Origin of the sequence: Chryseobacterium sp. WX (assembly GCF_029542485.1) — a bacterium.
GTDB classification, from domain to species: Bacteria; Bacteroidota; Bacteroidia; order Flavobacteriales; family Weeksellaceae; genus Chryseobacterium; species Chryseobacterium cucumeris.
In genome coordinates, this window is sequence record NZ_CP120710.1 from 3,511,763 (window position 1) to 3,533,557 (window position 21,795).

A 21,795-nucleotide genomic window follows, 5' to 3' on the forward strand; every position below is an offset into this window, starting at 1 on the left:
TTAAGCGTCTTTAACAGTTATTTCTTCAACTCCAGTTTCAATAAGCAACTGTTTTACAGATTCTACATCTTCAGTTACGAATTCCATCATGAATTTATCATCAGTCGTTCTTGGATCCGGGTTCTGAGCAGGAGCTCCTGGATACATTTTGTTTCTAACTAGGAAAGTTAAAGACATCATGTGAGCAGCACAGAATACCATTAATTCGAACATTGGAACTACGAATGCCGGCATGTTGTGTCCCCAGTCAAAAGCTGGTTTACCACCGATATTCTGAGGCCAGTCGTGATTCATCACGTACCAGGTAAGAGTAGCACCAATAGTTACACCATAACAAGCATAGATGAAAGCGGCATCAGAAATTCTAGTTTTCTTTAAACCTAAAGCTTTGTCTAGTCCGTGAACCGGAAACGGAGTATAAACTTCGTTAATTGCGATTCCTTTATCGTTGAATGCTTTAACGCCGTTCATTAAATCGTCGTCGTCAGCATAAAGTCCGTATACAATTTTAGTGGTGCTCATCTCCTTCTTTTGCTTTATAAGTTTCACCTGAGATTTTCAAAATCGATTTTAATTCAGCCTGTGCAATTACAGGGAATGTTCTTGCATATAATAAGAATAATACAGAGAAGAATCCGATCGTTCCTAAGTATACACCCACATCAATGATCGTTGGCTTAAACATTGTCCATGATCCTGGTAAGTAGTCTCTTGAAAGGTTGATAACGATGATATCAAAACGCTCGAACCACATACCGATGTTGATGATCAATGCAACGATGAATGTCCAGATAATGTTCGTTCTTAGTCTCTTGAACCAGAAAGAAGCAGGAATAACAAGGTTACAGATGATCAATGACCAGAATGCCCACCAGTAAGGTCCTACAGCAGCACCCGGAGAAAGATATGTGAAATCTTCGAATCTAGATCCTGAGTACCATCCGATGAAATATTCAGTTGCGTAAGCTACAGTTACCATACCACCGGTTAAGATGATTACGATGTTCATAATTTCGATATGATACATTGTAATATACTCTTCTAAGTGACACACTTTTCTTGCAACCAACAATAGGGTCTGTACCATTGCAAATCCTGAGAAGATTGCACCAGCAACGAAGTAAGGAGGATAGATTGTTGAGTGCCATCCTTTAATTACTGAAGTTGCGAAGTCAAATGATACGGTAGTGTGTACTGAGAATACAAGTGGAGTTGCCAAACCTGCAAGAACCAAAGAAAGTTCTTCAAATCTTTGCCAGTGTTTTGCTTTACCACCCCAACCGAATGCAAGGAATGTATAAATTTTCTTAGTCCAAGGAGTTTTAGCTCTATCTCTGATCATTGCAAAGTCAGGGATAAGTCCCATAAACCAGAATACAGTTGATACTGAGAAATACGTAGAGATCGCAAATACGTCCCAAAGTAGAGGAGAGTTGAAGTTCCCCCAAAGAGAACCGAATTGGTTTGGTAAAGGGAATACCCAGTATCCAACCCAAACTCTACCCATGTGGATTACAGGGAAGATTGCTGCCTGTACAACCGCAAAGATCGTCATCGCCTCTGCTGATCTGTTTACAGACATTCTCCATCTCTGTCTAAATAATAATAATACTGCGGAGATTAGGGTCCCGGCGTGACCGATACCTACCCACCATACGAAGTTGGTAATATCCCAACCCCAGTTAATAGTTCTGTTAAGCCCCCATGCTCCAATACCTGTCCCGATAGTGTAAGCGATACAGCCGAATCCATAGAGGAATAGAACTAGTGCAGCATATAATGAGATCCACCATAATTTACCTGCTCTTTCTTCGATAGGTCGTGCGATATCTTCTGTAATATCGTGATAAGTTTTGTGACCAATAATTAGAGGTTCCCTTATCGGAGCTTCGTAATGTCCTGACATTTTTTACCTATTTATTATTTAAACTTTATTTTTCTACTCTGTTTCTTACTTTAGTGTGATAGAACACGTTTGGTTTTGTTCCGATCTCCTCTAGTAAATAATATCTTCTGTTAGATGCATACTGCTTTCTAATTGAAGAATCTTTATCATTCATGTCTCCAAATGTCATTGCTCCAGTAGAACAAGCTTTAGAACAAGCAGTCTGGAATTCTCCATCCTTCACTCTTCTTCCTTCTTTCTTAGCCTCAAGAATAGTATTCTGAGTCATTTGGATACACATTGAACATTTCTCCATTACCCCTCTAGTTCTTACAACTACATCCGGGTTAAGTACCATTCTTCCTAAATCGTTGTTCATGTTGAAATCGAACTTGTCATTTAGGTTATAAGTAAACCAGTTGAAACGTCTTACTTTGTACGGACAGTTGTTTGCACAATATCTGGTACCGATACATCTGTTGTAAGCCATATGGTTTTGACCTTGCTTACCGTGTGAAGTAGCCGCTACCGGACATACAGTTTCACATGGAGCGTGGTTACAGTGCTGACACATTACTGGCTGGAAGATTACATCCGGGTTGTCTGCTGGGTGGTTTAATGCACCTCCTTCTTTGTTGAATGCAGTACCGTATAATTCTGGTACAGCCATTCCTTCTTTCAATCCTTCGTATACTTCTACCGTTTGTCTTGAAGAATAGTAACGGTCAATTCTTAACCAGTACATATCTCTGGACATTCTTACTTCTTCTTTCCCTACTACAGGAACGTTGTTTTCTGCCTGACAAGCAATAATACATGCTCCACAACCAGTACAAGAGTTCAGGTCGATAGATAAGTTGAAGTGAGGACCATCTGTATCATCAAAAGCATCCCAAAGGTCGATTTTTCTCGCTGGAAGTGCTCCGCTGATCGTGTGGTATTCCAAAGGTTTGTTCCATCCTTTGTGTTCATCATCGAAAGCTACGTTGATGAAATCTGCCAAAGGAACTTCCTTCGCGATTTCATAACGACCCATCAATGTATTTTGAAGCTGGATACCTGCGAACTCGTGATCTTCTCCTGTTTTCTCAATTTTAACACCTGAAAGCACAAGGTTAGAACCGTCAAATAAAGGATAAGCATTTACTCCAGTATCAGCAGTTGCTCCTGAGTTTTTCTTACCATAACCAAGTGCAAGACCTACAGATCCTTCGGCTTGTCCTGGTTGTACGAATACAGGAACGTTTTCTATTTTAACTCCGTTTACAGTAAGGTTTACAATAGAACCATCTAACTGCATTCTCGCGTTAAGATCGTTGTCAATTGCAAATTTCTCTGCATCTTTAGGAGAAATTGTAAGGTAGTTATCCCAAGACATTCTTGTGATTGGGTCAGGTAACTCTTGTAACCAAGGGTTGTTTGCCTGAGTACCGTCTCCCATTGAAGTCTTAGTGTATAATACTAATTCTAATTCAGAAGCTTTAAAGTTTCCTAGTTCAGCAACAGCCTGAGCAGCGTTTCCTCCTGCATAAGCTAAAGTAGTTGCGTTGGTAGAAGCGTTGATACCGTTGTACAATGCTTTGTTGAAAGAAGTACCACCTAAAAGAGAAGCAGAGCTTGCTTTTAAATAATCGTAGTAGTTGTTTGCTGCATTGTTTTTACCATTCTTCCAAACCAATAAAGATTCTTCAATCTGTCTTGATTTGTAGATTTTCTGAATTGTTGGTTGCATTAATGAATATACACCAGTCTGTGGTTCGATATCTCCCCAAGACTCTAGCCAGTTCGCTACCGGAATAACAGCTTTGGCTGCTTTGTACATTTCATTTTTCTTATCTGCTACAGCAACTACGTAAGGAACTTTTGATAACGATTTTTTGAAATCTTCTCCTTTTGGATGAGAGTAGATAGGGTCCACGTTGTTTGTAATCAATACACCAACTTGTCCACCGTTTACCCATCCTAAGAATTCCTGGTATTTAGCAGCGTTGAATTCTTTAAGGAAGTTTGCCTTACCTGTGAAAGCTACTGAACCTAATTTTTGGTTGATTAAGTGTGCTAAAACCTGTGCTCCTTTAGAACCGTCAGCGAAAACAACAGCTTTGCTTCCTTTTGCTTTCAATTCATTAGCAATTTCAGTTGCAGTCTTATCAGTAGTACCACCACCTACGATTGCATTGTAAACTTCCACTAAAGTTTTGTTTACAGCACTTGGTTTTAATCTGTATCTGGAGTCAGCGTTAGCTCCAGTTAATGACATATTAGACTCCACCTGAATGTGTCTCAACATGCTTGCTCCTGGTTTTCTAGCTGCTGCATAAGAAGTCTCTAAGCTTGAAGCGTTATAATCTCCTAAGAAATCAGCCTGGAAAGAAACTACCAATTCAGAACCTTTAAGGTCATAAACAGGTAATGCTCTTTGTCCGAATACTTCCTGTGCTGCATCTAATCCTGCAGAGTAAGGGAATGCATCATAAGTTACTAATTCCGCTGTAGGATATTTAGCTTTGAATTCAGCGAATAACTTTTTGAAAGTTGGTGAAGGAAAAGAGTGTGATAAAACCACAATCTTTTTGCCTGACGCTTTAGCTTCTTCCAACCCTTTGATAACGAAACTGTCTACTTTATCGAAAGTTTCATCTTTACCGTCTAGTTTAGGCTGCTTTACTTTATCGTTATCATAAAGAGAAAGTACACTTGCCTGAGCTCTTGCGTTAGTTTTACCTAAATCGCCACCAGCCGGGTTGGGTTCAATTTTGATAGGTCTACCTTCACGGGTTTTTACTAAAACACTAGCAAAGTCGAAACCGTCAAAATAAGTTGAAGCGTAATAATTAGGGATTCCCGGAATAATATCATGCGGCTTTACCACATAAGGAATCGTTTTGATTACCGGAGCTTCGCAGGCAGCTAATGTAACTGCTGCTGTAGAGAACCCTAGTAATTTAAGGAAATCTCTTCTTGAAGTACTAGATCCGTTTTTCTCAGCATCTCCAAGGAAATCTTCTACCGGAATTTCTTCCTGAAACTCTTTCTGAGCCAGCTTATTATTCAAAGCTGGATCTTTAAGTTCATGAATACTTCTGAATTGTATTTTGTTTGAAGCCATTTATACTTCTAATTTTTTAGTTATTAATAATGACATTTACCACACTCAAGACCTCCAATTGCATCTACAGTGATCTTACCTCCATCTTGAGGATATTGTTTTTTCAACTTGTCATGTAGATTTTTGAAGTACTCTTTATTATAACCGTTGTTCATATCAACTTCAGTCGTTCTGTGGCACTCGATACACCATCCCATAGTAAAGTCGTTTGCCATCTGAACAACATTCATTGTATCAATTTTACCGTGACAAGCTTTACATACAACATCAATTTTGTTGTTAGGATTCTTTTTGTTGAAAGAATTGATGATCGCTTGTTCTCCAGCAATTACGTGCTGTGAGTGGTTGAAGTAAACGAAGTCTGGCATGTTGTGGATTCTTGTCCATTCAACCGGCTGTGTTTTTCCTGTGTACTGTTGTTTTGCAGGATCCCAACCTGTTGCAGCGTAGATCTTCTGGATTTCACCGTCATAGAATGCCTTGTCTTTTCCTGGCTCCATGTAGTGATCTGCGTTGTATTCAGAAATCGTTCTGTGACAGTTCATACAAACGTTCATAGAAGGAATCTCAGATACTTTTCCGTATTTAGCACTAGAGTGACATAACTGACAGTCAATTTTCTGTTCTCCGGCGTGAATTTTGTGAGAGAAGTAGATAGGTTGCTCAGGTTTGTACCCTTTGTAAACCCCAATCCACATTAACCAGTTCCATACTCCGTAAGCGGCTAAAATAGCAAGGATTGCCAATAAACCTTTACCAATGAAGTGGAACTTCTCATACATTTCACTGAAAGAACGAACTCTTGTTTCATTAAGTCCAGCTAAATCTTCAGACTGACCTAGTTTTACCAATTGTCTTAGCTTAACCAAGATCCAAACCAGTAAACCTGCGATCGCTAAAAGTGAAATGATGACAACGTTTGTTGTAGTTTTGTCTGCAGGAGCTGCCGCAGTAGCGTCAGTTGCAGGAGTTGCTTCCGGTTTTTTCTCCTCCGGAGCAGGAGGGTTAGTTGTGAAAGCTAAAATGTCGTCAATATCCTTATCTGTAAGATTTGGAAAGACCTGCATTTCAGTCTTGTTAAACTTTTCAAAAATCTCATTGGCGTATTTATCCCCAGAAGCTCTTAGAGCTTTGTTGTCTTTGATCCACTTGTGAAGCCAATCTTTGTCTACACCACCTTCTGTCTTTACACGTTCTACAACCCCTTTTAGAGGTGGTCCTACAACTTGTTTGTCCAGCGCGTGACATGCAGTACAATTCGCTTTGAAAAGTTTCTCTCCGTTTTTAGGATCGCCGTCTTGCCCGTAAAATGAAGCACTGGTTGATAGCAATAAGCCTATTGCGATCAACGTTTTTTTATAATGCTTTCTCCAACTAATCATTTAAATTATCTTATGTTAGTAAATTATTGAACATTCAATCAATTCCGCAAAAATAATATTTTTAACAGGAATTTAACGGTATATCGAAAAGGGAAAATATCATTTACGTTTAATTTGTATTGATTCTAAATAACCAGTTTGGTATAGTTTTTTAATTTGTATAAATTTGCGGAAACAAGTTTAAATGAGAAATCTAATCAAAATATTTTCGATATTATCATTATTTGGATTTTATAATATTGAAGCACAACAAGTTGTTAAAAAGGATACCCTGTCGGGAACAGAGCTTATTATGACAATGGATTCCAAAATAAATGCTGCTTTGGAAGGAATTGAAGGAAAGTGTGCGAAAGTTACTCCAACAAATTCTCCTAAAGATTTCGGTAATAATGATAGTGGAATTTCTACAGGAATCAATACAAAACCACCTAAGATCTTTGTACCGAGCAGAGAGCTTACCAATGCTGAAATCTGTAAGAAAAATCCTAGAATTTTAGGGTTCAAAATCCAGATTACAACGGTAAAAAGTAATGAGGAGGCTAATGAGGTGAAGTCTTATTTCAGAAAAAGATTCCCGAATCTGAAAGTGGAGACCGATGCTTCTTTAAGACCAAATTATAAGATTTTAGCTGGAAGTTATTTCACAAAACAAAGTGCCGCCAGTGATCTTTCGAAAATCAGAGAATACTTTAAATCTGCAGTTGCAGTACAGTATAGAATTTTCTGTGCCGAGGCGAAATAAGAAGAATTTATTTCAATATAAAGAACAAAAAGCTGAGAAATTTCTCAGCTTTTTTTATTGATAATAATTTTCCATAAACCAGAAGAATTCTGCCATTCTAAAGATATTGTTGATCAGCAGATAAGTAAATAATATTGCCACAATGAATGTTAAAAATGACATCATTTTCGGTGATGATCTGTACGCAAAAAAGAGCCATCCTACAAGCAAAGGATAGACAAAAACAAAATGTCCTCCGTAGATGTAGGAAGTATGAAGACCAAATCTCATCACGCAATGGATGATGATATCAACTGCAAATGAAATAGTAATGATCTGGACCCATTTATTCTTGAAATTTTTAAAATAACTCCAACTTATCAGGATTAATAATATTGCTACGAAAAAGTAAGGAATGGCAGATGAATAAAGATCCATATAAAGTCCTTTGAAATTGAACCCTTTCATATTGTGCTTGTCTGACATGATGAAGCTGGGGAAAAGAATATTCCCGCCAAAGAAAAATGAAAGAATCATATCCCATGTCGGCATAGATTCTACATTGGAAAACTTTTCATATTGCTGATTGGTTTTTGAAAAGATATTCTGATATTTAAAATCAATTCTATTCAGATAAAGCAGGATAAAACAAATAACCGCAATTATTGCCCTTAATGTTGCATTTCCGAACTTCTTCCAGCTTGTAAAAATGCCTTTCTCAAAAATAAGAGGAATGAAAACTTTTACAAAGTTGGTAATAGTAAGTCCTCCGATAGTAATCCCTGCCAATGATAAGGCTGTTGCCGGTATTTTCTCTTCTTTCCTTAGTTTGATTGCCGCATAGTAGTTGTATAGCGATAGTAAAAATAAAGTGTAGGTAAAGTTTTCCGGTGTGAAAGACAAGATGATATTAGTGGCAAAAGCTCCAAAGAATAATACGATTAAAAGGCTTAACCATAAAGGAAGCTGAATGATATTCTTTACATATTTAAATACCTGAACAATGTTCAATGTGATGATGATATTACTGAGCCATGCCAGAGTAAGCCTGAAATTAGCATCCATTTTTCCTCCTGAAATAAATAACGAAAATTCTCTTATCCAGTTAAAAAAATAGTAAGATAAAGGGTGTCTCTCAAAGCTGCCTCCTGTCATAAGGATAGATTTGTTGTCAAAGCTGAAATAGGCATCCCATGGAATTCTGCTGTCAAAAATAATCCTGTAATGAAGGGCAATATAAGATCCCAGAATTCCATAGCAGACAATGAAAAACAGAAATACTGCCAGTTCGGTATAAGTGGATGGGAAAACCAGTTTAAGAAAATTGATAAATTTTGTTTTGATAAAAGACACGGGTCAAATTTTTTGCAAAAGTAAAATAAAAAAACCACCAAAATTGGTGGTTATAAAAGTTTGTATAAACGTTGTTATTGTTTGATTACTTTCTCGGTTTTGGAAGTTCCGTCTGAGAAGTCTACTTTTAATAGATAAACTCCTTTTGGAAGCGAAGAAATATCCAATCTTTCTGAAGTATTGTTGAGTAGAGATTTTCCACTTGCATCAATTATTGTAGCAGATTTGATTTTTTTGTCTGTTTTTATATTGATTTCTCCTTTTGTAGGGTTTGGATAGATGTTTGTGAACTCTTTAACTTTAGCATTGGCTTCCTGAGTAGCTAATGTAGCACTTGCTAAGACCTGTACATCATCTATGGAAAGACTATCTGCATCATTGGCAACATAACGGAATCTGAATTTAACGTTCGCCTGCCCTGCATAGGAAGCTAAGCTCACGGTAATTGCTAATGTTTCATAATCCGTATATACTCCGTAGTTTTCTTCAACCCATACCTGATTCCAGGTAGTTCCTCCATCTGTGGAGACCTCTACTTTTAAATCTCCGTTAGGATTTGGATCAACCATGTATTCGTATCCAATTTTAGCATTGAACTTTAGTACCGGACTTGTTGTTCCTACCAAACTGAAGGAGGGGCTTGTTAAATGAGCGTCCTGTGCCTGGGCAATCCATCCTATAGCGGCAGATTTTCCACCATTGATATTGAATGTTGCTTGTCCGGTTGCATTAAATATGGTAGTGGTAAATCCCCAAGGTCTTGAAGCCACATTTGTTCCGGTTGTCCATCCTGTTGGAGGAAATGTCGTACCCTGAAAAGTTTCTGTGAGAATCTGTGCATTCCCAAATACAAAAGAGATTAGGGAAATGAATAGTAATTTTGTTTTCATTTGGTTTACGTTTAAAGTTGTTAGTAAATGTAATAAAAAAATGAAAATAATTACATGTTTTTTAATTTTTCATGAATATTTGTTAATTACGAACTGCATGAAAGTGTGGAACATCCGGCAGTATCATCATATCCAGACGGTCTTTTGGCGGAGAACTCGGAGTATATTTCCTGATATGGATTTCCGAGTGCTTTCATGAGCTTTTCCAGCATCTCTTTTTTGCCATTGCTGATCTCTTCAATGCATTCGTAGAGAAGATAATTTCGGAGTATAAATGTTGGATTTGCCTTTTCCATCATAGCTAAAGAGTCTTCTTCTGAAATAGAGTTTAAAGCTTTTCTTGCTTCATATCTTTTGATGAAACTATTTAGCTTTTCCAGCTTTTCTTCATTCAGGATAATATAAGAGACATCTTTAAAATGTTCTGATATATTTGTGGCTTGGGTTATTTTTTTCAGTTGATTGAAAAACAAGGTGTAATCTAACTGAAGTTCTTGCATAAGACCCTGCCAGCTGGTGAAAAACTCTTCATCATCCTTTTGAAGCTGATCAAAACCGAACTTTTTACAAAGCATCTGGTCATGAGCTTCCCAAAAATAAGTTCCGAAATTATTTAAAGTATCTTCTAAAAACTTTTCATCTTTGATTAACGGATGAAGAGCATTGGCAAGCTGCCAAAGATTCCATTGAGCAATTTGTCCCTGTTTTCCGAATGCATATCTTCTTCCCGGAAGGTCTGTTGTGTTGGGTGTGAAATTCAAATCATATTCATCCATCATGGAATAGGGACCGTAATCAATGGTTAATCCGAGAATTGACATGTTATCTGTATTCATTACTCCGTGTACAAAACCGACTCTGAACCATTCAACCATTAAGTTAGCCGTTCGGGTGCAGATATTTTCAAAGAAATCTCTGTATTTCGTACTGTCAGTAGCTGTAATTTCCGGATAATAATTTTCAATGGTAAAATCGGCAAGTTCCTGAAGATTATTGTATTCTCTTTGGGCAGACATAAGTTCAAAATGTCCGAAACGTAAAAAGCTTTCAGCAGTTCTGATGACCACTGCACCTTTTTCAAGCTGTGGATTTCCACTGTACATGATATCGCGCATCACATCTTCACCCGTAAAAGCAAGGCTAAGCGCTCTTGTTGTAGGTACACCTAAATGATGCATGGCCTCACTCATAAGATATTCGCGTACAGAAGACCTTAATACGGCTCTTCCATCAGCATGTCTGGAATATGGAGTAGCACCGGCTCCTTTCCATTGTATTTCGGTCTTTTTTCCTGCCTCATTGGTAATTTCACCAGCAAGGATGGCTCTTCCATCTCCAAGCTGTCCTGCCCAGTTTCCGAACTGATGTCCTGCATAAGCTGTGGCGTATGTTCGAACGTTTTCCGGAAGGTTATTTCCAACCAAAAAATTCAGGTCTTCATCTTCATATTTTCCCAGGCCAATTTCTTCTGATAAAGCTTCGTTAAAAGCAATCAATTCGGGTTTATCAAAACCTGCAGGCTTAATAGTAGCAAATAAGACTTTTGGAGTGTTTCTCTGCATAGGGTTATTGGAAAAATCACCAGGAAAAGTTTCAATAAATGGCTGTCTGATACGTTCGATATTCATCCTTCAAAGGTATTAATTAAAAAAGAAAAGACCTTTCAAATTATTGAAAGGTCTTGTGTATTTCTAAAAGAGAATTTATTTATTGAAATCTACTTCATCATTAGAATGAAGGTTTTCATTGATGTTGTCCTCTTTCTTTTCTGTTGGTTTTTTTGGAGTTGGATCTGCCGGCCTTGGATTTTTGATCTCATCGATCGTCTGAAGACTTCCTTCATCTCCATATCCTCCGCTTAGTCCTTTAAGGTTTGAACATCCGTCTTTCCAGTCTGAAGGCTTAACAAACTTGTCATCAGGAGTTACACCTAAGCTCTTATCAGCCCATACTTTTTTCATGAAAATTGCCCAGATTGGTAGTGCCATTCTCGCACCCTGACCTTCACCTGTTCCAAAGAAATGGGTTGCTCTGTCTTCCCATCCAACCCATGCTCCGGTTGCCAGTTTTGGTGTGATTCCCATAAACCATCCATCGGAGTTATTCTGAGTTGTTCCTGTTTTAGCTGCAATTTCCACAGCTTTTGAAATTCCTCTTCTTCCTAATTCTCCGGAAGCAGTTCCGTATTGTGCAACACCTTTCATAAGTTCAATCATGGTGTAGGCATACATTGGGTTCATTACTTCTTTAGGCTCTACGTTTACTTCTTTAATTACTCTACTGTTGGCATCTTCAATTCTCCAGATCATCTCTGGTTTGTTGTAATTACCATAATTGGCAAAAGTACTGTAAGCACCTAGCATTTCGTAAATCGTGATGTCTGATGAACCTAAAGCAATGGTATTGTTTCTAGGAATATCTTCTGTTACTCCCAGATCTCTTGCCGTCTGGATTACAGCGTCTACTCCTGTCATTTCAATAAGTCTTGCAGCAACAGGGTTTTGAGAGTGTGCCAATGCATCTTTTAAAGTAAGCATTCCACCTCTTCCCGGTACATGCCATCCGTTATGATCATAAGTTCCGTTAGAAACAGCAGAACAAGGTGTCATTCCCAGTTTCATAATAGCAGTAGCATATACGAAAGGCTTGAATGTAGATCCTACCTGTCTCTTACCTTGCTTGATATGGTCATATTGGAAGTGCTGCCAGTCTATACCACCTACCCAAGCTTTGATTTCTCCGGTTCCCGGAACCATAGACATCAAACCTGCCTGTGCAATTTGTTTGTGGTATCTGATAGAATCCCATGGAGACATTTCCACCTCTTCTTCTCCTGCCCATGTGAATCGCGAAGTTTTAATAGGTTTTTTGAACTCCATCATGATAGAATCCTCAGGCATTCCATCAGCTTTCAGTAATTTGTAACGGCCGGTTCTTTTCATCGCCTGAACCATTACGTCCTTGATTTGTTTATCATTAAGATAGTAGAAAGGTCTGTTCTTTCTTCCTCTCTGTTCTGCATCAAATCTCTTCTGAAGATCTGTTAAGTGTTCTTTGATTGACTCTTCAGCATATTTCTGCATTTTAGAATCAAGAGTAACATATATTTTTAGACCGTCCTTGTAAAGGTTAAGCTTTTTACCGGTTTCTTTTTCATGAGCTTCAAGATATTTGTCAATCTCTTTTCTCAGATAGAACTTGTAATAAGCAGAATATCCATCAGTGATACTCTTGATAGGATGGAAGTCTACTTCAATCGGGGTACTGGCTGCTTTTTCATAAGTTGCAGCATCAATGTATCCGGTTTTCTGCATTTGATCCAATACAACATTCCTTCTTTCTTTAGCCTTTTCAGGGTATCTGTAAGGATTGTTTTTTCTTGGATTTTCAAGCATTGCTACAAATGTTGCAGCTTCCGGTAATGTAAGTTCAGACGTTTTCTTGTTAAAGTAAACTCTGGAAGCCATTTCAATACCATTAGCATTGAAAAGGAAGTCGAACTTGTTGAAATAAAGAGTGATAATTTCTTCTTTGGTGTATCTTTTCTCAAGACTTACTGCTACTACCCATTCTTTCAGTTTCTGGAATGCTCTCTGAACTTTATTCTGAGAAGCATTTCCTGTGAAAAGAAGTTTGGCAAGCTGTTGAGTAATGGTAGAACCTCCACCACGTCCACCACCATATGCTACGGCTCTGGCAACGGAGTATAAATCGATTCCTGAGTGTTCTTTAAAACGCTCATCTTCTTTAGCCTGTAGAGCATAAATAAGATAAGGAGGGAGATCCTTATAAACAATTGGTTGAGTCTTTTCTTTTTCGAATTTACCCAAAGTTACTCCGTCTGAAGAAATGATCTCAGAAGCAACAAAGATATCCGGATTTTCAAGTTCTTTTACATCAGGCATTTCCCCAAGGAATCCTTGAGAAACCGAAAAGAAAAGCCCTGAAATTCCCAGAACTACCGCAATGAGTCCGATCCAGATAAATGAAACCCATTTTCTCCAGGAGGTATCTTTCTTTTTCTTGGGAGGCAGAGGAAATGTTTTCCCCTTATTTCCTGTATTTTTTTTGTTTTCTTCCATTTATGGTTACGGTTTAGCCGTTTCTATTTTTACCCCAATATCCTCAATTCCCGGAAGGTTATCATTTCTCATCGCCTGAGTAAGACCGATTTCATATTTTCCTTTTCCCGGAAACTGGTAATTTACTTTATACTGAAACAAAGTTTCTTTCGTATCACCAAACCCTGTACCAAGCCATTCTCCGTTTGGTTTAGCCAGAACATAATTCAACGTGTCTGTTTCCTTTTTTTTGTTCTGTAGATTGGTGAAATTCACTATAAACCTTATATTGCTGTAAGGATAAGTGTTGTTATTTCTTACGACAAATATAATATTTTTAGGATTCTGCGGATCTGAAACTTCAAGATTAAATTTTTGTTCACTTTTCTTATTCCATTTGTTATCAACGGAATTCATGATGACATCTCCTCCTGAGGAAGAGTTGCAGCTAAAGAAAAGGATAAATGAAAGTAATCCTAAAATTTTATGCATTGTTATCTTTTTTTGGAGGATATTTCTTTTTGAATTTTTTCTTGTTCGGATTGTTGCTCTGTGGTTTTTTATCAGCGTCAGAATTATTCACTGCTTTTTCCACAGGTGTTTTTTGCTGTGGGTGCTGCTTTTGAGGTCTAGGCTGATTGGCGGATTGAGCGTTTGGGTTTTCGGTTTTTTCAGATCTTTCCGGTCTCTCTTGTCTTTCCGGTCTGTTTCTTTTTTGTCCTTGGCCCTGACCCTGACTTTGCTGGTTGTTGTTTTGCTTATTCTGGTTGCTCTGGTTGTTTCTGTTCCTGTTGTTTCCTCTGTTTTTCTTTTCGAAACGGTCCACATTGTTTTCCTGTATCAAATCGATCGTGTGAGTAGAGGTTTCAGGCTGTTTCAGGTCTTCAAGAGGAAGTGTTTTTTCTCCTCTTTTATTCTTTGAAATCAATTTTTTAACAAGGTCAATATCAAAATCATACCATGCAATTGAGCTGTCTACATAAGCAAACCACATTTTCTTTTTGAAAACGTCGATTTTAATACAGAATGCTTTTCCTTTCTCTGTTTCCAAAGTCGTTGAAGAAGAAGGGAAGTTGCTTAATGCGTCCAGATAGCTGTCAAGCTCATAGTTAAGGCAGCATTTCAGCTTACCACATTGTCCTGCCAGTTTCTGAGGATTGATACTCAGCTGTTGATATCTTGCAACATTGGTGTTTACAGACCTGAAATCTGTAAGCCATGTTGAGCAGCAAAGTTCACGTCCGCAAGACCCGATTCCGCCCACTTTGGCGGCTTCCTGTCTAAAACCGATTTGTTTCATATCGATCTTGGTACGGAATGCACTAGCGTAATCTTTGATCAGCTGTCTGAAATCTATTCTGTTATCAGCAGTATAATAAAAGGTTATTTTTGAAGAGTCACCCTGATATTCCACATCGGTAACTTTCATTTCAAGGCCTAATCTTTGTGCAATTTTTCTTGCTTCAAGCTTTACGCCGTCTTCTTTTTTTCTTGCTTCCTGCCATACCTCAAGATCTTTTTGGTTGGCCTGTCTGTATATTTTGAGTGCCGATTCTTCCGAAAATTTTTTCTTTTTCATCTGAATCTTTACTAATTCTCCCGTAAGGCTTACTACGCCTACATCGTGTCCCGGACTTGATTCTACTGTAATTACGCTACCTATATGTAAAGGAATATTATTTACATTCTTATAAAAAGATTTTCTGTCATTTTTAAACCTAACTTCTACAAAATCACACCTGTTTGGTGCCGGATTGTTGATGTTAGAAAGCCAGTCAAAAACACTTAATTTATAACTATTCCCGCAGGTATTTACATTTTCACAGCCATTTGCGGTTTTTTTAGGGCCGCAAGAATGTGCAGAATCGCCGGATGTTTTACATCCACAACTCATATTTTCTATTATTTATAATCTGCAAATTTATGTATTTTTATCTTTATGCGATTCTAAAATACTTAAATAAGGTGAATTCGGTATAAAAGATTTCCCTATTTTAACTAAGAATGATGTCTGTAGATGTAGTCAGAGGCTTTATAAGGGAATAAAAATGCTGATTTTTAATTTATTCTATTTTTTTTCCTTTAACATTTATTATCTTTTTCCTTTCCTGGATTGCTTTTTTAGTGCATTATTGTTTAATTTTAAACGATCGTTTAAAATTAAACAATGAATATAACTTGATTTTTAAACTATTTTAAGTGTTTAATAATGATTGTTTTGTATTTTATTTTCTTTGAGGTGTTATTTTAAACATAGTTTTCTTTTGCAATATTGTTTAAAATATTAGGAAATATTAACAGACGTATTCAAAATAATTTTATATTTGGCTTATATATATAATAATAGTCTATGAAAAAAATATTAGTATCAACTGCTTTATTGGCGGGAGTTCTATCTTACGCAGGAGGCTTCAGAGTTTCCCTGCAGGGGGTAAAACAATTGGCAATGGCGCATACTAGTGCTCATGCCGAAGACGCGAGTGTGACATTCTTTAACCCGGCGGGTATGTCATTTATCCCTTCCAAGCTGAGTGTAGTGGCAGGAGGGTTTGCAGCAAGTAACAAGGTTACTTTTCAAAACTTCAATACTTTACAAAGTACAGAGACAGATAACCCTGTAGGAACTCCTTTCTATGCCGCAATTACTTATAGACCGATAGAAAAGCTTACCGTAGGTCTAAGTGTAACAACACCTTTTGGAAGTACAATTAAGTGGCCGAATGACTGGGAAGGTAAAGAAATGGTTCAGAAATTAGAACTGAAAAGTTTCTACTTCCAGCCAATGGTCTCTGTAAAACTAGCTCCATGGGTATCTTTTGGTGCCAGCTATATCTATGCAAAAGGAGTTGTAGACTGGGATAAAGCAGTAACACAATTTGGAGGACAGGTAAATATCAACGATAAAAAAGCAAGCGGACACGGATATGGTTTTGGTTTCTACTTCAGACCTGATCCGAAATTAGATGTAAGTATTGCTTACCGTTCAGCAATAGATATGAAAGCTAAAAAAGGTACGGCTACTTTCCAGTTCCCTTCTCAATCTATCTATAATCAGCTGAAATTAAATGCTGCCGGACAGGATGGGTTCTCTGCAACACTTCCGTTAGTGGAAGAATACACCATTGGTTTAACTTATAAAGTGACACCGAAATGGCAGGTTTCTGCTGACTTTAACTATCACGGATGGGAAAGATACAGTAAGCTTACTTTAGATTTCGAGAATGCTCCTATTGGAAACAACCCATCAGATCCAACTGTTCTTACAAGTCCTAAAAACTTTAAGAATTCTAAAACATTCAGACTGGGAACTCAGTATGCATTTACCAATATGATTTACGGACGTTTGGGAGCTTATTATGATGAAGCACCTTACACTACAGAAAACTTTATCCCGGAAACACCTTCATATGATACGTATGTTATTACAGGAGGGATTGGCTTTAAGCTGAAACAATTCGGAATTGATATTGCAGGAGGATATGCAATGCCTCAATACAGAAATGTAAATAATGCTAATCTAGGTTTCTACGGACAGTCGAAAGCAACAGCATTTTACTTAGGTCTAGGTTTATCCTATAATCCATTTTAATTTTAGAAGACTATGAAAAAAATTATAATATCGACAATTGCAGTTTCTGCACTTCTTTTTACAGTAAGCTGTAATACGGATTTCGATACGGATGTGAAAGATATCCCGGTAACAAAAGGAGACGCAGACTTTTCAAAATATATCTCATTAGGAAACTCTCTTACTTCAGGATATCGTGATGGTGCATTGTATAGCAGTGGACAGAATGAATCTTATCCAAGTATGATCGCTGCACAAATGAAATTGGCAGGTGGAGGAGATTTTAAACAACCTTTAATGCCTAATGACGTAGGTGGGTTCAACAATCTTCCGGGTTTCCCGGGAAAACTGACTCTTCAGGTAGTTAATGGATCTTTAGCTCCTGTGCCAAGCGGGGCAGCAGCAGCATTAGATGTATTATCTGGCGGAGGTACTTATAATAATATGGGGGTTCCTGGTGCCAAGTCCTTCCACTTAGTTGCTCCTGGGTATGGTAGTCAGGCAGGTCTTGCAGCGGGTACGGCTAATCCTTACTTTGTAAGGTTTGCTTCTTCAGCTACTACAAGTGTATTGGCGGATGCTATGGCTCAGAAAGCAACATTTTTCTCTTTGTGGATAGGGAATAATGATGTACTGTCTTATGCTACTAATGGAGGAACAAACTCTCAGACTGTAGGAGGTGTTACCACTTATACAGCAGCTACAGTTCAGACAGGAAATACCAATCCTACAACGTATAAATCAAATGATATCTCTGATCCTGCATTAGTAGCTGGATCTATTAAAGCGGTTTTAGATGGTCTTAAAAGTGTAGGAACTACAAAAGGAGTTATTGCTAATATCCCTTCTGTTACTTCAGTTCCTTTCTTTACTACGGTACCTTATAACCCTTTGACGCCTGCTCTTTTAGGTTCAAACCTGACAACTCTTAACACCAGTTTATATGGTCCGTTGAAGCAGGCTCTTACTGCTTTTGGAGCTGGGGATAGAATTAATCTACTTTCCGCTACGGGTCCAAATCCTGTTTTAATTAAAGATGTTGCTTTGACAGATTTATCAGCTCAGCTTACAGCTGCTTTAACTCCTTCTTTGGGAGCACCGACAGCTGCTGCTTTTGGTCAGATCTTTGGACAGGCAAGACAGGCTACTGCAGATGATTATATTTTGCTTACGACTAGTTCTGTAATTGGAAGTACTGCGGTGGGAGTTCCTGCTCCGGTAAATGTTTATGGAATTTCTTATCCATTACAAAACCAACATGTATTAACAAAAACAGAAGCTGGCTATGTGAAAACAGCAACTACTGCATATAATGCTTCTATAAAATCACTTGCTGATTCCTATGGACTTGCATTTGTAGATGCCAACACTAAGATGATTGAACTGAATGCACAGTCAGGAATTTTATTTGATGGTGTAAAATATACTGCGAAATTTGTAACAGGAGGAGCTTTCTCTCTAGATGGAGTTCACCTTACAGGACGTGGATACGGTATTGTTGCTAATGAATTTATCAAGTCTATCAATGCTAAATATAAGTCTACACTTCCGCAGGTAGATCCGAACAAATATTCAGGAGTTAAATTCCCTTAATAATTGATAAAATAAAAACTTAGAAACCACAAGAGTAAATCTTGTGGTTTTTTTTTAAATTTGCAAAATCTTTTAAAAAGTAAAAATGGCCGATCAGTTAAGTTATCTATTTTGTACAAGAACCAGCAGGGACTTGGCAGAGAAAATTGCCCAGAGTTATGGGAAAGAATTAGGAAAAATCAACTTTCAGGAGTTCAGCGACGGGGAATTTGAGCCTGTTTTGGACGAATCTGTAAGAGGAGGAAGAGTTTTCCTGATTGGATCTACATTCCCTCCTGCAGACAATCTTTTGGAACTTCTTCTAATGATTGATGCAGCAAAAAGAGCTTCTGCAAAGAGCATCACCGTAGTAATTCCTTACTTCGGACTTGCCAGACAGGACAGAAAAGACAAACCAAGAGCGCCGATCGGTGCAAAATTAGTTGCTAACCTTCTTACTGCAGCAGGAGCGACAAGAATCATGACAATGGATCTTCACGCAGATCAGATTCAGGGATTCTTCGAGATTCCGGTAGATCATCTGTATGCTTCTACTATTTTCGTAGACCACATCAGATCTTTGAATCTTGATAACCTTACCATTGCTTCTCCTGATATGGGAGGTGCAAAAAGAGCGAAAAACTATGCCGGTCACCTTGGTGCTGAAGTAGTAATTGCTTATAAGGAAAGAAAAAAAGCAAACGTTGTAGAAGAAATGTTCCTTATCGGGGATGTTACAGGTAAAAATGTAATCCTTATTGATGATATGATTGATACTGCAGGTACACTTTGCAAAGCTGCAGATATCTTAATTGAAAAAGGAGCAAAAACAGTAAGAGCTATGGCTACTCACGGAGTGCTTTCAGGAAAGGCTTACGAGAATATTGAGAACTCGCAACTGCTGGAAGTTATTGTAACTGACTCAATTCCTGTTAAAAATAATTTGTCATCTAAAATAAAAGTGCTATCTTGCGCCCCGTTATTTGCAGACGTTATGACAATGGTTCATGAGCACAAATCAATTAGCAGCAAGTTTGTTATTTAATTGATTTTAAAGAAGTTGCAAATTAAAATAAGAACAATTTTTTAAATTTTTTATAAATGAAATCTATTACAATTCAAGGTACAAAAAGAGAAAGCGTGGGCAAAAAGTCTACAAAAGCTTTACGTGATGCTGAATTAGTTCCTTGTGTTGTTTATGGAGGTGAAGCACCTTTGAACTTCTCTGCTGAAGAGAGAGCTTTCAAAGGATTAGTATACACTCCTGAAGCACACACGGTATCTATTGAGGTTGACGGAAAAACAATTCCAGCTGTTCTTCAGGATATTCAGTTCCACCCGATTACTGACAAAATTCTTCACGTTGACTTCTATCAGTTATCTGATGATAAGCCAGTGATCATGGAAGTTCCGGTAAGAATTACAGGACGTTCAAAAGGTGTTGTAGCTGGTGGTGTTTTACGTCAGTCTTTCAGAAAACTAAAAGTAAAAGCTATCCCTGCTAACCTACCTGACGAAGTAGTAGTTGATGTTACTCCATTAAGAATTGGTAACAAACTTTACATCGGTGGTATCAAAACAGAAGGATATTCTTTCATGCACCCTGACAATGCAGTAGTAGTTGCTGTTAAGATGTCTAGAAATGCAATGAAAGGTGGTGCAGCTGCAATGGATGATGATGATGAGGAAGAAGTTGCAACTGAAGAAGGTGCAGCTCCTGAAGCAGCAGCAGAAACTGCAGCAGAATAAGAATTGCTTATTTAAACAATATAAGAACCCGTCAGTTATGGCGGGTTTTTTATTTGATAGCCAGTCTCAGCTGAAAGAACTGAGCAAACTTAAAAGGGTTGGTTTCAATTTCATCTTTTTGCTTTATTGTCTTTCTTCACCTTACACTATCGAATATTTCTATCAACTGACAATGATCAGGAGCCAACCCCATGCTTCCTTTCGGAAAAAAAGCCGTAAATTTGAAGAGTTCTAAATAAGGACGTTTTAATTTAAAAAATAAATAAATGTTTGACATTCAGGAAATAAGAAGCCAGTTTTCTATATTGGACAGAGAAGTGAACGGTAAACCTTTGGTTTATCTGGATAATGCAGCTACATCCCAAAAACCAAATTCAGTTTTGGAAGTCTGTCACGCATATTATACAGAACTTAATGCCAACGTTCACAGAGGAATTCATACACTGAGCCAGCTGGCAACAGAAGAAATGGAGCTTTCAAGAAGAAAGATTCAGAAATTCATCAATGCTGAACATGACTTTGAAGTAATTTTTACAAAGGGAACAACAGAAGGGTTGAACCTTATCGCTTATATTTTAACACAGAAACTGCAGAAAGATGATGAAATCATTATTTCTTATCTGGAGCACCATTCCAATATTGTTCCATGGCAAATGCTGTGTGAAAGAACCGGAGCGAAACTTCGCGTAATTCCGATTGATGAGAACGGAATCCTTCAGATGGATTATTTTGATCAGTTTTTGAGTGAAAAAACGAAGGTTGTTTCTGTAAATCAGGTTTCTAATGCTTTGGGAATTGTAAATCCAATTGAGGAAATTATTGCTAAAACAAGAAAAAATACCGATGCTTATGTTGTGATAGACGGAGCTCAGTCTGCTCCGCATTTCAATATTGATGTACAGAAGATGGATTGCGATTTCTTTGTGTTTTCAGGTCATAAAATGTATGCTCCGATGGGAACAGGTATTTTATATGGAAAACAAGAAATATTGGAAGCTTTACCGCCGTTTCACGGAGGAGGGGAGATGATTGCGACGTGTTCTTTCGAAGGAACTACCTATGCAGGTCTTCCATTCAAATATGAAGCAGGAACACCGAATGTAGGAGGAAATATCGCTTTAGGTGCTGCCGTTGATTTCATGAACAGAGTAGGTCGTGAGAATATTCAAAACCATGAAAATGCTTTGTTGGAATATGCTCAAAGACATCTTTTAGAAATTGAGGGTCTGAAAGTATATGGTGAGAAAGCAAAAAGAACAGGTGTTGTATCCTTTAATCTGGAAGGAGTGGGTATTGCCTCTGATGTAGGGATGATCCTTGATAAAATGGGAATCGCTGTAAGAACAGGACACCACTGTACACAGCCTATCATGAACTTCTTTAATATTGCCGGAACAGTAAGGGCAAGTTTCGCTGTTTATAATACTTTCGAAGAAATTGATGCCCTGGTGGAAGGTGTTAGAAAAGCACAGAGAATGTTGAGTTAATTAATAAAGAATCTCTAC

The 21,795-nt window shown here is 37.8% G+C and carries 16 protein-coding genes; 6 read left to right on the forward strand and 10 right to left on the reverse strand.

What is annotated here, in order from left to right:
* The 4 genes from PZ898_RS15885 to PZ898_RS15900 are packed head-to-tail and all read right to left on the reverse strand — an operon-like array spanning position 1 to position 6,376.
* Positions 1-522 carry a DUF3341 domain-containing protein gene (locus tag PZ898_RS15885; RefSeq protein WP_027371993.1) on the reverse strand — a complete coding sequence of 174 codons (522 nt, stop codon included), beginning with the start codon at positions 520-522 and terminating at the stop codon, positions 1-3.
* Positions 509-1,906 (reverse strand): NrfD/PsrC family molybdoenzyme membrane anchor subunit, encoded by a 1,398-nt coding sequence (nrfD, locus tag PZ898_RS15890; RefSeq protein WP_034691792.1) that lies wholly within the window; start codon positions 1,904-1,906, stop codon positions 509-511. Before nrfD ends, PZ898_RS15885 begins: the two co-directional genes overlap by 14 nt.
* A 25-nt stretch (positions 1,907-1,931) precedes the next feature.
* Entirely contained in the window at positions 1,932-4,994 is a 3,063-nt protein-coding gene (locus tag PZ898_RS15895; RefSeq protein ID WP_277693735.1) for a TAT-variant-translocated molybdopterin oxidoreductase, read from the reverse strand.
* Positions 4,995-5,017: 23 nt separating this feature from the next.
* A complete protein-coding gene (locus tag PZ898_RS15900; protein ID WP_047426932.1) occupies positions 5,018-6,376 on the reverse strand; it encodes a c-type cytochrome in 1,359 nt (452 codons plus the stop codon).
* A 184-nt stretch (positions 6,377-6,560) separates the two neighbouring features.
* Here PZ898_RS15900 and PZ898_RS15905 point away from each other — a divergent pair, with 184 nt between their 5' ends.
* Positions 6,561-7,118, forward strand: coding sequence for a hypothetical protein (locus PZ898_RS15905; protein ID WP_062673122.1), 558 nt, complete (start codon positions 6,561-6,563; stop codon positions 7,116-7,118).
* Positions 7,119-7,172: 54 nt separating this feature from the next.
* On the opposite strand, the gene PZ898_RS15910 is transcribed toward PZ898_RS15905, so the two are convergent.
* From PZ898_RS15910 to ricT, 6 genes are all read right to left on the reverse strand, one after another.
* On the reverse strand, positions 7,173-8,450 hold the full coding sequence (locus PZ898_RS15910) for a DUF6080 domain-containing protein (RefSeq protein ID WP_228432352.1): 1,278 nt from the start codon (positions 8,448-8,450) through the stop codon (positions 7,173-7,175).
* A gap of 74 nt (positions 8,451-8,524) precedes the next feature.
* Entirely contained in the window at positions 8,525-9,340 is an 816-nt protein-coding gene (locus tag PZ898_RS15915) for a T9SS type A sorting domain-containing protein (RefSeq protein ID WP_277693736.1), read from the reverse strand.
* A gap of 86 nt (positions 9,341-9,426) precedes the next feature.
* Entirely contained in the window at positions 9,427-10,968 is a 1,542-nt protein-coding gene (locus PZ898_RS15920; RefSeq protein ID WP_277693737.1) for a protein adenylyltransferase SelO family protein, read from the reverse strand.
* A gap of 75 nt (positions 10,969-11,043) precedes the next feature.
* Positions 11,044-13,422 (reverse strand): transglycosylase domain-containing protein, encoded by a 2,379-nt coding sequence (locus PZ898_RS15925; RefSeq protein WP_062673128.1) that lies wholly within the window; start codon positions 13,420-13,422, stop codon positions 11,044-11,046.
* Between the two features lie 6 nt (positions 13,423-13,428).
* Positions 13,429-13,893: a gliding motility lipoprotein GldH gene (locus PZ898_RS15930; RefSeq protein ID WP_062673130.1), complete on the reverse strand. Its 465-nt coding sequence runs from the start codon at positions 13,891-13,893 to the stop codon at positions 13,429-13,431.
* Positions 13,886-15,295: a regulatory iron-sulfur-containing complex subunit RicT gene (gene ricT, locus PZ898_RS15935; RefSeq protein ID WP_120232430.1), complete on the reverse strand. Its 1,410-nt coding sequence runs from the start codon at positions 15,293-15,295 to the stop codon at positions 13,886-13,888. The genes PZ898_RS15930 and ricT overlap by 8 nt, the downstream gene beginning before the upstream one ends.
* A gap of 456 nt (positions 15,296-15,751) precedes the next feature.
* Between ricT and PZ898_RS15940 the strand changes: the two genes are divergently transcribed.
* The 5 genes from PZ898_RS15940 to PZ898_RS15960 all read left to right on the forward strand — a co-directional run bounded on the left by PZ898_RS15940 (position 15,752) and on the right by PZ898_RS15960 (position 21,777).
* A complete protein-coding gene (locus PZ898_RS15940; protein WP_062673132.1) occupies positions 15,752-16,990 on the forward strand; it encodes an outer membrane protein transport protein in 1,239 nt (412 codons plus the stop codon).
* 12 nt (positions 16,991-17,002) lie between these two features.
* Positions 17,003-18,562 (forward strand): G-D-S-L family lipolytic protein, encoded by a 1,560-nt coding sequence (locus PZ898_RS15945; RefSeq protein ID WP_062673134.1) that lies wholly within the window; start codon positions 17,003-17,005, stop codon positions 18,560-18,562.
* Between the two features lie 85 nt (positions 18,563-18,647).
* Positions 18,648-19,586, forward strand: a complete 939-nt coding sequence (locus PZ898_RS15950; protein ID WP_062673136.1) for a ribose-phosphate pyrophosphokinase — start codon at positions 18,648-18,650, stop codon at positions 19,584-19,586.
* A 56-nt stretch (positions 19,587-19,642) separates the two neighbouring features.
* Positions 19,643-20,290, forward strand: coding sequence for a 50S ribosomal protein L25/general stress protein Ctc (locus PZ898_RS15955; RefSeq protein WP_062673138.1), 648 nt, complete (start codon positions 19,643-19,645; stop codon positions 20,288-20,290).
* A 266-nt stretch (positions 20,291-20,556) separates the two neighbouring features.
* Positions 20,557-21,777 (forward strand): cysteine desulfurase, encoded by a 1,221-nt coding sequence (locus tag PZ898_RS15960; protein ID WP_062673142.1) that lies wholly within the window; start codon positions 20,557-20,559, stop codon positions 21,775-21,777.
* Positions 21,778-21,795 lie beyond the last annotated feature (18 nt).